Below are 13,648 nucleotides of genomic sequence, written 5' to 3' on the forward strand. Positions count from 1 at the left end.
TTGGCGAACTGACGAGGCCATTATGCTGACGAGCGGGGTGGGGGAGTAGCATGATTGTTGATGGCTTATGTGACGGCATGTAATGAAAAAGGCATCTTCTTAACACTTTAGAAAACAATTTGCGTGGACTGTTCTGGTTCGCCGCCGACAGTCATTTTACGTTTATGATGTCGCTTTGCATGACAAGCAGGAGAGGCCGCTTTGACTACGCAGTTTCCGGTGATAGACCGCCGCGTCATCAGCATGCGCTGGGGAGACATGGATGCGGTGGGGCATTTGAACAATACCTATTATTTCCGCTATCTGGAGCAGGTGCGCATCGAGTGGCTGCAATCGCTAGGATACGGCATCGAGCCGGATGCGATCGGCCCGGTGCTGGCCAGCACCAGCTGCACTTTCCGCAAGCAGCTGACCTATCCGGCCACGCTGGACATCACTATCGAACTGGAAAAACTGGGGCGCAGCAGCTTGAAGCTGCGCCACCACTTCTACCGGCAGGATGATCCCGGCACGGTATACGCCAGCGCCGAGGTCATGCTGGTGTGGGTGGACTACAAAGCCGAAAAATCCGTGCCGATTCCGGACCCGATCCGCGAGGCCATCCTGCAGGCCGCGCCGCAAACCTGAACTCAGCCTTCATCCAGCGCGAGCTTGCGGCGGATCAAATCGCGCAGCAGGAAACGGCTGGGGTGCACGGCCTGCATCAGGTCAGCCGGCAGCGGCGCCGGTTCGTCTTCCAGCAGCGCGGCCAGAATTTCACCGGATAGCGGCGCGGTGATCATCCCGCGCGAGCCGTGGGCGGCGTTGACATAGAGTCCGGCGGTCCACGGGCAGTCTGTTTCCGGCTGTTGCGTGGCGTCGCGCGCCAGCTCGCGGTAAGCGCGCGCAAAATCGCGCTGGGTGACGACGGGGCCGATCAGCGGCAGGTAGTCCGGGCTGGTGCAGCGGAAGGCGGCGCGGCCGGCGATGGCTTGAGGCGGCTGGCCCAGCGCGGCGTGCAAGGCCGGCGCCAGTTCCGCCAGCATCGCCAGGTTCTCCGCGTGCTCGTCCTCGCGCACCGCCAGGTCATCCGTGTCGAACTTGAATGTCGCGCCCAGGCAGTGGCGGCCCTGGCGCGCCGGCGAGATATAGCCTTCGCCGCACAACACGGTGCGCAGGGTAGCGCTGTCCGCGGTGGCGGCAACCTCGCTGACCTGGCCGCGTATCTTCTTCAAGGGCAGGTGGCTGGTGGGGTCGAACTGGGCGGTTTCCGCGGCGGCGGCCAGCACCACGACAGAGGCAGTGGCCAGCGGGCCTTGCTCATCGCTGACGGTCCAGCAAGCCGCCGCGGGGTTGTGGCTCAGCTCCAGCGCGCTGCGGCCGACGCGGTGGACGATATTGGAATGCGTCGCCAACTGGCGTACCAGCGCCGGCGGATGCACCCAGCCGCCCTGCGGGAAGAACACGCCGCCGCTGGGCAAGGGCATGCCCGCCAGTTTGCTTGCCTCGGCCTGGTCCAGCTGGCGCATGGTTTCGAACGGCAAGCCCAGCGCGGACAGCGCCTGCTGTTTTTCCGATTCTTTGGCGTCGTAAGCTAGCTGCAGCACGCCGCAGGCTTGCCAGTCTTCGCCACCCTTGGGCAACTGCATGGCCAGGGTGCGCAGGCTGTAGGCGTAGCCGGACAGCACCAGCTGCGTCAGCGGCGTCATGTGCGGCGACAGTTTGGTGTACAGCACGCCTTGCGGATTGCCGGAGGCGGCGCCGGCCAATCGCGGCAGCCGTTCGATCACGGTGACCTGCCAGCCGCGCACGGCCAAGCTGTGGGCCGTGGCCGCCCCGGCGATGCCGCCGCCGATGACAATCGCGCTGCGTTCGCGCCAGCGCTGCGGCGGCCGCGCATACCAAGGGGCCTGCCAGCCCGCGGTCGGCGGCTGGGCGATCCAGCCGTGGCTGATATGGCGTTTGCGGCCGTGGCCCGGGGCTTTTTTCACCTCGAAGCCGGCTTCCGCCAAGCCGCGGCGCACCACGCCGGCGCTGGTGAAGGTGGCGAAGCTGGCGCCGGGCGCGGACAGCCGCGCCATCTGGCGGAACAGCTCCGGTTGCCACATGTCCGGGTTCTTGGCCGGGGCGAAACCGTCCAGGAACCAGGCGTCGATGCGGGCGTCTAGCCTGGGCAGCGCGTCCAGCACGTCTCCCACCATCAGCGTCAGCGTGACGCGGCCATCGGCCAGCAGGAAACGGTGCCAGCCCGGCGTCAGCGTGTCGTACTGCGCCAGCAGCTGCGCGGACCAGGGGGCCAGCTCTGGCCATAGCGCCAGCGCCTGGGACAGATCCCGCGGCGTGAGCGGATACTTCTCCGCGCTGACGAAATGCAGCCTGGCATCGGCCGGCGCCAGCGCCTCGAATTGCTGCCAGGCGCAAAGAAAATTCAAGCCCGTGCCGAATCCGGTTTCGGCGATGACGAAGCGCCCGTTAGGCGCCAACGCGGCGAAGCGTTCTTCCAGCTGGTTGTGCTTCAAAAAGACATGGCGGGTTTCCTCGAGTCCGGAATCGCGCGAGAAATACACATCGCCGAAGGCGATGGAGAACGGTTGGCCGTCATGCCAGTCCAGTTGGGCAGGCGCGGTCGCGCCATGGGGAAGAGAGCTTTTCATCTACGGTGATGCCGCCTGGCGGAGGCGGGCGAAGGTGGATCCGGGACCGGATTGTCGCATGGCTCATACACCGGGGCCAGCCTGAAGAGGCTGGTTTGCGCATGGCACGCCTGTTGCGTCATCAATATGTCATGATGCGATGTCGTGGATCGCCGCGAGGCCGATTTTGTCTCATCCGCGGCATTCAAGATGCGAACGCATGTAATAAGATGAACAAACGACGGGCCGCAGCAGCGGCGCGTCCATACAAGGAATTGCCAGCTCCGGCGAGCGACCGGCGCGGCGCACCGCATGACCCGCGGCCGAAACGGCGGCTGGCGGATCGGGGGAGTGGGGATGAAGCGAACGATGAGCATTGGCGGCCGTCTGGTGCTGACCCAGACGCTGCTGATGGTGGTGGTGGCCTGCGCCATCATGTACCCCTTGTATCTGTTCAGTCAGAAGATGTTGCTGGAGCGCACCCAGAAAGTGCAGAGCCAGCTGCTGGAACAGTCTTTGAACATGGTGGACGGTTTCAATGAATCCTTGAAGATATCCACGCGTCAATTCGAGAAGGTGTTCCTCGCGGAATTTCCCAGCGGCTTCAGCCTGAAGCCGACGCAGAAGGTAACGGTGGCCGGCGTGGCGACGCCGACCTTGCAGATGGGCAATGCGGTGATCAATGGCAATAACCAGATGGTCGATCACTTCTCCACTGTAAGCGGCAATGTCGCGTCCATCTTCGTGCGCGACGGCGACGACTTTGTGCGCATCGCCACCACCTTGCTGATGGAGAACGGCAACCGCGCCATGGGCAGCAAGCTGGACCCGGCCAGCACGGCCTATGCAAAGCTGAAGTCCGGCGACGGCTATATTGGTTTGGCCAGTCTGTACGGCAAGGATTACGTCACCAGCTACAGCCCGATCAAGGACAGCGAGGGCAAGGTGATCGGCGCCACTTTCGTCGGCGTCGGCGCGACTGAGGGCATTGCCAGCCTCTTGGTGAGGCTGGGCAAGGTCAAACTCGAAGAGAGCGGCCACATCGATGTGATCGACATCAATCCCGCCTCTCCCAACTACGGCCGCTATCTCTTGCATCCCAAGCTGAACGGCCGCGCCATCGACAAATCCGTCGATGCGAATGGGCAGCCGTATCTGCGCGATATCCTGAAGGCTGGCAGCGGCAATCTTTCGGTGCGCCTGCCGACGGAAACCGGCAGCGCCGCCCATATGCTGTCTTACGCCACCTTTGGCCCATGGAACTGGCTGCTGGTCAGCGACGAGAACGAATCCGAGCTGCAGCGCGAAAACCGCATGTTGACGATCTGGCTGGCGGCCGGCTGCGGCATTTTGCTGCTGGTGCTGGCCCTGGGATCATGGTTGGTGACGCGGGTGCTGGTGACGCGGCCGGTGCGCAGGCTGGTGACCGAAGTGGCCGCCATTCAGGACAACCACGATCTGCAGCACCGCCTGCCGATGGCGCGGCGCGACGAGGTCGGCGAGGTGGCCGACGCGTTGAACGGGCTGCTCGACAGTTTTCAGCAGGCCTTGAACCGCACCGGCCAGCACGCCGAGAACCTGGACCATGCGGCGCGCGACTTGTCGCAGAAGGCCAGCGCGGCGGCGGCCTCGTCCGGCGAGCAGCGCAGCAGCGCCCAACAGATGGCGCAGCATGCCGACCTGCTGATTGCCGGTGTGCAGCAGATAGAAGAAGTGGCGGCGCAGGCCAGCGAGGTGGCGCAAGCGTCCAGCGAAGCGGCGCAAAACGGCAGCGCCAGCCTGGTGGCGGCGGTGGACGAGGTCAATCGCATTTCCGCCACGCTGGACAATGCCGCCGACAGCCTGCAGGCCCTGGAAAACAATGCCCGCCAGATCAGCGACATCGTCAATGTGATTCACGATATCGCCGACCAGACCAATCTGCTGGCCTTGAACGCGGCCATCGAAGCGGCGCGCGCCGGCGAAATGGGGCGCGGCTTTGCCGTGGTGGCGGACGAGGTGCGGAAGCTGGCCGAACGCACCAGCCAGTCCACCCGCCAGATCAGCGAGATGATCAGCGCCATGCAGCAGGCCACGATGCAGGCAGTGCAAGCGATGCGGCAGTCTGTCAGCTGCGCGTCGGAAGGCGCGTCCATCACCGCCAGCGCGCGCCAGGCCATGGCCTCCATCGTCGCCGACGCCGAGCGCTCGATGGCCGTGGTCGCCGCCATCAATCAGGAGTTGGCCACCCAGCGGCAGACCGTGGCGAGCATAGCCGAACAGATTGCCCAAGTAGCCCAACTGGCTGAAGCCAACAACGAGGCGGCAGAGCGTTCCGCCGATACGGCGGGGGAAATGACGCAGCTGGCCGATTCGCTGAAGCGGGAGGTGAGGGTGTTTCGCACTTGATGACGCAATGCGGCAAAGTGTGATGGCGCGCTCTTGAAATGGTTATCCTCGCCCCCAAAATGAAGGACATCGACAAGTTTTCAGGGAGGCGCGGACCATGCGATTCGACAAGCTGACTACCAAATTCCAGCAGGCGCTGGGGGATGCCCAGAGCCTGGCCGTGGCGAACGACAACCCCTATATCGAGCCACAGCACCTGCTGCTGGCGATGCTGGATGACGGCGAAGGCGGCATCGGCGGCCTGCTGGCCCGCGCCGGCGTCAATGTGCCGGCGCTGAAGGCCGCGCTGAAGCTGGCCGTGGAGCGCCTGCCGCGGGTGCAGGGGCATGGCGGGGAGGTCACGGTGTCGCGCGACCTTTCCAATCTGCTGAATGTCACCGACAAGATCGCGATGAAGCTGGGCGATGAATTCATCGCCAGCGAGTTGTTCCTGTCCGCGCTGTCCCAGGACAAGGGCGAGACCGGCCGTTTGCTGAAGGAACACGGCGGCAGCCACGCGTCCATCCAGGCCGCGATAGACGCGGTGCGCGGCGGGGAGAGCGTCAACAGCGCCGACGCCGAAGGCCAGCGCGAAGCCTTGAAAAAATACACCATGGACCTGACCGAGCGCGCGCGCCAGGGCAAGCTTGATCCGGTGATCGGCCGCGACGATGAAATCCGCCGCGCCATCCAGGTGCTGCAGCGCCGCACCAAGAACAATCCGGTGCTGATCGGCGAGCCGGGCGTCGGCAAGACCGCCATCGTCGAAGGCCTGGCGCAGCGCATCGTCAACGGCGAAGTGCCGGAAAGTCTGAAGAACAAGCGCTTGTTGGTGCTGGATCTGGCGGCCTTGATCGCCGGCGCCAAGTTCCGCGGCGAGTTCGAGGAGCGACTGAAGGCGGTGCTGAACGATCTGGCCAAAGACGACGGCCAGACCCTGATCTTCATCGACGAAATCCATACTCTGGTGGGCGCAGGCAAGGCCGAGGGCGCGATGGACGCCGGCAATATGCTGAAGCCGGCGCTGGCGCGCGGCGAGCTGCACTGCATCGGCGCCACCACGCTGGACGAGTACCGCAAGTACATCGAGAAGGATGCCGCGCTGGAGCGCCGTTTCCAAAAGGTGCTGGTGGGCGAGCCGTCGGTGGAGGACACCATCGCCATCCTGCGCGGCCTGCAGGAAAAGTATGAAATCCACCACGGCGTGGATATCACCGACCCGGCCATCGTCGCCGCCGCGGAGCTGAGCCAGCGCTACATCACCGACCGCTTCCTGCCGGACAAGGCCATCGACCTGATCGACGAGGCCGCGTCCAAGATCAAGATGGAGCTGGATTCCAAGCCGGAAGCGATGGACAAGCTCGACCGCAGGCTGATCCAGCTGAAGATCGAGCGCGAGGCGGTGAAGCGCGAGAGCGACGAAGCGTCGCAAAAGCGCTTGAAGCTGATCGAAGACGAGATTGCCGATCTGTCGCGCGAATATGCCGACCTGGAAGAGATCTGGAAGGCTGAGAAGGCCGCCCAGCAAGGCACGCAGAGCATCAAGGAGGAAATCGACCGCCTGAAGGTGGAGATGGAAGACCTCAAGCGCAAGGGCGATTGGCAGAAGCTGGCCGAGTTGCAGTACGGCAAGTTGCCGCAACTGGAAGCGCGCCTCAAGGACGCGGAGGCGGCCGGCGACACGGGCGAGAACAAGCCCAACCGCTTGCTGCGCACCCAGGTGGGGGCGGAAGAGATCGCCGAGGTGATCAGCCGCGCCACCGGCATCCCGGTGTCCAAGATGCTGACCGGCGAGCGCGAGAAGCTGCTGCATATGGAGGACGTGCTGCACCAGCGCGTGGTGGGGCAGGACGAGGCGGTGACCGCGGTGGCCGACGCCATCCGCCGCTCGCGCTCCGGCCTGGCCGACCCGAACAAGCCGTATGGATCGTTCCTGTTCCTGGGTCCGACCGGCGTCGGCAAGACCGAGCTGTGCAAGACGCTGGCAGGCTTCCTGTTCGACAGCGAGGAACACCTGATCCGCATCGACATGTCCGAGTACATGGAGAAGCACTCCGTCGCGCGGCTGATCGGCGCGCCGCCGGGCTATGTCGGTTATGAGGAGGGCGGCTACCTGACCGAGCAGGTGCGCCGCAAGCCGTACAGCGTGATTCTGCTGGACGAGGTGGAAAAAGCCCATCCGGACGTGTTCAACGTGTTGCTGCAAGTATTGGACGACGGCCGGCTGACCGACGGCCAGGGCCGCACCGTGGACTTCAAAAACACGGTCATCGTGATGACGTCGAATATCGGCAGCCAGCAGATCCAGGCCATGGCTACCGACGACTATCAGGTGATCAAGCTGGCGGTGATGGCGGAAGTGAAGACGCAGTTCCGGCCGGAGTTCATCAACCGCATCGACGAGGTGGTGGTGTTCCACGGTCTGGACGAAAAACACATCCAGTCCATCGCCCGCATCCAGCTGAAGGGTCTGGAGGCGCGCCTGGCCAAGCTCGACCTGAATCTGCAGATCAGCGACGAAGCCTTGGCGTTGCTGTCCGAGGCCGGCTTCGACCCGGTTTACGGCGCGCGTCCGTTGAAGCGCGCAATCCAGTCTGAGCTGGAAAACCCGCTGGCCAAGGCCATTCTGGCGGGCAAGTATCCGCCTAAGTCCACGGTGCTGGTCGGCGCGCGCAACGAACAGCTGGTGTTCGATTGAGCTTGACTGCGCTGATTGAGTGGGAGAGCCGCCTGCGATGTCTCGCAGGCGGTTTTGTTTTATCGGCAGGTCAGTCCAGCGTGGCAGGTTCCACCACGATGCCGGCGCGCAAACCCGGTTTGACCTTTGGGTTGGGGAACAGGATGCGTTCCGCGCCGCCGGCCGCCACGTAGCGCGTGTCGCCATCGTCGGCAATCAGCATGCCGTCCGGCAGTTCGGTGAAGTTTTCCACGCTATCGGCCAGATGCAGACAGAAAGACTCGCTGTGTTTGACCAGATCGTACTTGGCGCGGAATAACGGCAGGTTTGGCGCGTCCAGCGGCGCGATGGCGGCGTCGGGCGTGGATAGCAGTTTGCGCAAGGCTTGGTCTATGCCGGCAAAGCGCGCCAGATCGTTTTGGCCGAACGGCCTGGCCTTGCCCAGTTCCAGCGTGAAGGCGTCCGCCGCGCAGTGGCGGCTGGTGAAGTAGCTGAAGGTATTGGCAGGCTGGCTGTGCAGCAGCACCGCCTCGATGCCGCATTGCTGCAGCCAGGCAAGCTGTTCGCGGCTGTGGCTGCGCTCGTGCAGATAGGGATAGATGGCGAACTTCTCGAACACCGAGCCGCGGATGGCGGTGTGCAAGTCATAGTGCAGCCTGCGTTTGCGCGCTGCATGGAAGAAGCCGGCAGCCAGGTTCTCCAGTTGCGCTGCGCGTTGCGACTCGGCTAGCTCCGGCTGCGCGCTGTGCGCGCCGTTGAACAGGCGGTTCATGTCGTACTGGCTGTAGCGCGCGCCGTCGCGGATCGCCTGCGGATTGGCGAATATCACCAGCAGCCTGCAGTTCAGGGCAAGCCGGCCGGCGGCCAGATCGTAGAGTATGCCGTCCACCACTTCGATCGGCGCGGTTTCATTGCCATGCACGCCGCAGGACAGCAACACCGAATCGGCATCGTCCGGCGCGCCGTCCAGCTGCACGCAGCCGGGGGCGAGCCAGCGCGCGCAAAGGCCATTGGGTAAGTTCCAACTGGGATGGGTGGGGTCGGCGGCGAGGGCGTGCTGCAAGAAGCGGCTCATGGTGCGTGTGCTGTGCGGAGGGTGGATGGTCTTCCGATTGTAAGCGCGATGCCATTGGCGCGTCATGCTGCAGGCTGGCGCGATGGGCGGCAAGGTGTTGCGAATTTGACGAAAAACTATGTTTGAAGCGGAAAATGTTGGCGGTGAAACTATCTGCTGAAAAATGCCGAATGTCATGGCTGGGCGCGGGCCAAGCCTGCAATCCTTTGTTTTGTCAGCATGGATTTTTTCCCGGGCAAACCCTGATGGCCGCAGGGTTGCGCGCTGAGCGCGGAGCGCTGTGCGGCCGGGAGATTTTTTTTACTTGTCAATCAGCCTGATGTTGCTACAATCCGCGCTCGTTTGCGCTGTGCAACAACTACAATTCACTCTGTTTCGCTCCGACATCCCAGGCCCACATAAAAGCTGTAGAGCCCGAAAGCCGTGCACTAAGGAGCGGGGTTATCCATCATAAGTTCTGAGAGGAAAACTCATGGCTTGGTCTGTGGCTGATAGCCGGAGCCTGTATGGCATCCGGCATTGGGGGGCTGGTTATTTCGATGTCGGGGACAACGGCAATATCGTCGTGAGTCCCAATGCGCGCCAGCACAAGGAAATTGATCTGTACCGGCTGGTGCATGATCTGGGCGCCAAGGGCCTGGACCTGCCGCTGCTGGTCCGCTTCCCGGACATCCTGCAGGATCGCGTCACCCGCCTGTGCGGCGCTTTCGACAAGGCGATTTCGGAGCAGGGCTATGGCAACCGTTATACCGCCATCTATCCGATCAAGGTCAACCAGCAGGAGGCGGTGGTCAAGAGCATCATCGCCACGCCTGACGTCTCCATCGGCTTGGAAGCCGGCTCCAAGCCGGAACTGATGGCCGTGCTGGCGCTGGCGCCCAAGGGCTGCACCATCGTCTGCAATGGCTACAAAGACCGCGAGTTCATCCGCCTGGCGCTGATCGGCGAACGCCTGGGCCATCAGGTTTTCATCGTCATTGAAAAAGAATCGGAAGTCGATCTGGTGATCGAGGAGTCGCGCAAGCTGGGCATCAAGCCCAATATCGGCCTGCGCGTGCGTCTGTCGTCCCTGGCGTCCAGCAAGTGGTCCGACACCGGCGGCGAAAAGGGCAAGTTCGGCCTGTCCGCCGGCCAGCTGATTTCCGCCACCGACAAGCTGGCGGCTGCCGGCCTGTCCGAGTGCGTGCGGCTGATGCACTTCCACATGGGTTCGCAGATCGCCAATATCGGCGATTACCGCATCGGCTTCCGCGAAGCCATCCGCTACTTCGCCGAACTGCGCGCGCTGGGCATGCCGGTGGACCATGTGGACGTGGGCGGCGGCCTGGGCGTCGATTACGACGGCACCCATTCGCGCAACGACAGCTCGATCAACTACGACATGGACGAATACGCCCGCGTGATCGTCTCCATGCTGGCCGAGTTCTGCGACGAGAACGGCATCCCGCATCCGCGCATTCTGTCTGAATCCGGCCGCGCCATGACCGCGCACCATGCCGTGCTGTTGATGAACGTGACCGACGTCGAGCGCCTGCCGGACGCGGTGGACCCGATCGACAACATCGATGAGCTGTCCCGCCCGTTGCGCAAGCTGGTTGGCTTGGCCAGCCTCAATGATGAAGAGCTGGTCACCGAGATCTACTACCGCGCCAGCCACTATGTATCGGAAGTGGGCGAAATGTATGCCGAAGGCCGTCTGTCGCTGAAGGAAAAAGCGCTGGCCGAAGATGTGCACGCCGCGCTGTGCCGCCGTCTGCACAACCAGCTGCAGGCCAGCCAGCGTTCGCAGCGCCAAGTGTATGACGAGCTGACGGATCGCCTGGCCGACAAATACTTCTGCAACTTCTCGGTATTCCAGAGCCTGCCGGACACCTGGGCCATCGACCAGGTGCTGCCCATCATGCCGCTGCATCGCCTGGCCGAGCAGCCAACCCGCCGCGCCGTGCTGCAGGACCTGACCTGCGACTCCGACGGCAAGCTGAAGCAGTATGTTGATCAGCAGAGCATCGAGTCCAGCATGTCGGTGCATGAGGTGAAGCAGGGCGATGAATACCTGATCGCGGTGTTCCTGGTCGGCGCGTATCAGGAAATCCTGGGCGACATGCACAATCTGTTCGGCGATACCGACTCGGTGAACGTATACGTCCGCGCCGGCGGCGAGCTGGAGATTTCCGGCATCGAAGAGCACGACACCATCGAGGACATGCTGCGCTACGTGCACCTGTCGCCGGAAGATCTGCTGAACCGTTACGAAGCCAAAACGCGCGAGTGCGATCTGAGCGCTGAAGAGCGCAGCCAGTTCTTCGCCGAGTTCTGCCGCGGTTTGAAGCAGTCGTCCTACCTGTCGGTTTGATCTGAGAAATCAGGGTAAAAAACAAAGCCGGGCATTGTCCCGGCTTTTTTCATGTCTGGTTTGGACGCCCGGGCCAGGCCAATCGGCGTCGCTTGGGCGCGCCTATGCCTCTTCGGCAGGAACGAAGTACAGGCTTGGCCCCTCTATGCCGGGCAACTCCAGCAGGCGGTCGTAGCGCAGGCCAAGCTTCTCCAGCACGCGGATCGATCCCTGATTGTGCGGCGCGGTGATGCCGACGACAACGCCGATGTTCAGGACGTTGCGGGCATGGTCCAGGCAGGCCGCCCCGGCTTCGCAGGCATAGCCGCGGCCCCAGTGGCGTTCGAGGAAGGCGTAGCCGATGTCCGGGTGCGGCAGGCAATCGCGTTTGACCAGGCCGCAGATGCCGATCGGGGTGGCGTCGTGCGACAACTCCACCAGCAGCAGGCCGTGGCCATGCTGTTGATAGCTGGCTTGCGGGCCTTTCGCGATGTATTGGCGAGCGCCGTCCAGATCGCGCACATCCTTGTCGCCGATGTTGGCGAGAAAGGCCGGTTCGTTCAGCAGTTCCAGGATGAACGCGGCGTCCTGTTCCTGAAGCGGACGCAGGCGGAGGCGGGGCGTTTCGATATCAAGTGCGTGCACGGAGTATTCTTGCGTATAGGTTCGGGTTCAGTGTGCCAGCTTGCCGGCACGGATGCCAGCGCGAAAAAACGGCCATGGCGGAGTGCCATGGCCGCATTTTCTCAGGCGGTGCGGATCAGCATTCCACGATGTTGACCGGCACCTCGATCACATTGATCGCCAGGCCGCCGCGGGCGGTTTCCTTGTATTTGGTGCTCATGTCCATGCCGGTGTCGCGCATGGTCTTGATCACGCGGTCTAGCGACACGAAATGCTGGCCGTCGCCGCGCAGCGCCATGCGCACCGCGTTGATCGCCTTGACCGACGCCATCGCGTTGCGCTCGATGCAGGGCACTTGCACCAGGCCGCCGACCGGATCGCAGGTCAGGCCCAGGTTGTGCTCCATGCCGATCTCGGCGGCGTTTTCCACCTGCTCGGGCGTGCCGCCCATCACTTCGCACAAGGCGCCAGCCGCCATGGAGCAGGCCGAGCCCACTTCGCCCTGACAGCCTACCTCGGCGCCGGAGATCGACGCGTTGAGCTTGAACAGGATGCCGATGGCGCCGGCGGTCAGCAGGAAGCGGACGATGCCGTCATCGTTGGCGCCCGGCACGAAGCGGGCGTAGTAGTGCATCACCGCCGGGATGATGCCGGCCGCGCCGTTGGTGGGCGCGGTGACCACGCGGCCGCCGGCGGCGTTTTCTTCATTGACCGCCAGCGCGTACAGGTTGACCCAGTCCATCACCGTCAGCGGATCGCGCATGGCGGCTTCCGGGGTGGCGAGCAGCTTGCGGTGCATGTCGGCGGCGCGGCGTTTTACCTTCATGCCGCCCGGCAGGATGCCGTCGCGCTCGCAGCCGCGCTTGACGCAGGCCTGCATCACGTTCCAGATGTTCAACAACCCGGCGCGCACTTCTTCTTCGCTGCGCCAGGCCAGCTCGTTTTCCAGCATGATCTGGCTGATGCTCTTGCCGTGGCGCTGGCACAGCGCCAGCAACTCAGCCGCGCTCTTGAACGGGTGCTTCAATTCGGTGACGCCCGGCGGGACGAAGCCGGCGTCGATCGCCGCCTCATCGACCACGAAACCGCCGCCGACGGAGTAGTAGGCGCGCTTGGACAGGCTTTGGCCATCGGCGGCGAAGGCTTCGAAGATCATGCCGTTGGGGTGGTAGGGCAGGGTCTTCTTCTTATGCAGCACCAGATGCTCGCCTTCGACGAAATCGATCTCACGCTTGCCCAGCAGCTTCAGTTTGCGCTGTTCGCGGATGGCGGCCAGCATGCCGTCCACCGCATCGGTATCGACCAGATCAGGCTGCTCGCCTTGCAGGCCCAGCAACACCGCCACATCCGTGCCGTGGCCTTTGCCAGTCGCGCCAAGCGAGCCGAACATCTCGGCGTTGACGCGGACGGTAGCATCCAGCAAGCCGTCCTTCTCCAGGCGGCTGATGAATTGGCGGGCTGCGCGCATCGGTCCCACGGTGTGGGAGCTGGACGGGCCGATGCCGATCTTGAACAGGTCGAAAACACTGATTGCCATGGTAATGCTTCTCTAAGGGAAAGTCCCGGATCGGGTCCTGGTTGTTGTCGGGCGCCGTGGGGCGTCGCTTAATATGTATTGTAATGGTTGCTGAGACGGGCGCAGTAGGCAATGGGTTCAGCTTTATCGTCGGCAGATTAACCCAGAGTGCCATCCAGTGCCACCCTGCCAAGAGTGTGGTCTTATTTGGAATATGTCTTTGTTTTTTTAGGCGCTTGGCGCAGCACTTTGCTGATGGCCGGCACACATCGGCATGGGTGCCAAGTCTGGCTTTGAAATGGCCAAAGCTTGCGCCTTCCGCCGCGCATAGGGTTACGGCTTAAGCCAGTGCCGTGCGGAAATGGCTTTGAACGGGTTCTTGGTAAGCGGGGGCAAAGATGTTGGTCCGCTTGCGGCTTGGCGGCGAGCAGGATTGCTGTTTCAT

At 63.3% G+C, this 13,648-nt stretch carries 8 protein-coding genes; 4 read left to right on the forward strand and 4 right to left on the reverse strand.

What is annotated here, in order from left to right; all coding sequences use genetic code 11:
- Positions 1-201: 201 nt before the first annotated feature.
- Positions 202-627, forward strand: a complete 426-nt coding sequence (locus tag QUG01_RS00235; protein WP_500828349.1) for an acyl-CoA thioesterase — start codon at positions 202-204, stop codon at positions 625-627.
- 2 nt (positions 628-629) lie between these two features.
- On the opposite strand, the gene mnmC is transcribed toward QUG01_RS00235, so the two are convergent.
- Positions 630-2,633 (reverse strand): bifunctional tRNA (5-methylaminomethyl-2-thiouridine)(34)-methyltransferase MnmC2/FAD-dependent 5-carboxymethylaminomethyl-2-thiouridine(34) oxidoreductase MnmC1, encoded by a 2,004-nt coding sequence (gene mnmC / locus QUG01_RS00240; RefSeq protein ID WP_500828350.1) that lies wholly within the window; start codon positions 2,631-2,633, stop codon positions 630-632.
- 336 nt (positions 2,634-2,969) lie between these two features.
- Here mnmC and QUG01_RS00245 point away from each other — a divergent pair, with 336 nt between their 5' ends.
- Both QUG01_RS00245 and clpB read left to right on the forward strand, forming a co-directional pair.
- Complete coding sequence (locus QUG01_RS00245) at positions 2,970-5,000, forward strand: methyl-accepting chemotaxis protein (RefSeq protein ID WP_500828351.1); 2,031 nt, start codon at positions 2,970-2,972, stop codon at positions 4,998-5,000.
- Positions 5,001-5,097: 97 nt separating this feature from the next.
- Complete coding sequence (gene clpB / locus QUG01_RS00250; RefSeq protein WP_500828352.1) at positions 5,098-7,677, forward strand: ATP-dependent chaperone ClpB; 2,580 nt, start codon at positions 5,098-5,100, stop codon at positions 7,675-7,677.
- 70 nt (positions 7,678-7,747) lie between these two features.
- On the opposite strand, the gene astE is transcribed toward clpB, so the two are convergent.
- A complete protein-coding gene (gene astE, locus QUG01_RS00255; protein WP_500828353.1) occupies positions 7,748-8,731 on the reverse strand; it encodes a succinylglutamate desuccinylase in 984 nt (327 codons plus the stop codon).
- A 472-nt stretch (positions 8,732-9,203) separates the two neighbouring features.
- Between astE and speA the strand changes: the two genes are divergently transcribed.
- On the forward strand, positions 9,204-11,084 hold the full coding sequence (speA, locus tag QUG01_RS00260; RefSeq protein ID WP_500828354.1) for an arginine decarboxylase: 1,881 nt from the start codon (positions 9,204-9,206) through the stop codon (positions 11,082-11,084).
- A gap of 102 nt (positions 11,085-11,186) precedes the next feature.
- Here speA and QUG01_RS00265 read toward each other — a convergent pair whose 3' ends face one another.
- Entirely contained in the window at positions 11,187-11,708 is a 522-nt protein-coding gene (locus tag QUG01_RS00265; protein WP_500828355.1) for a GNAT family N-acetyltransferase, read from the reverse strand.
- Between the two features lie 115 nt (positions 11,709-11,823).
- Complete coding sequence (locus QUG01_RS00270) at positions 11,824-13,224, reverse strand: L-serine ammonia-lyase (RefSeq protein WP_500828356.1); 1,401 nt, start codon at positions 13,222-13,224, stop codon at positions 11,824-11,826.
- Positions 13,225-13,648: the final 424 nt, after the last annotated feature.

It is taken from the genome of Chromobacterium sp. CCUG 76385, from assembly GCF_059916625.1.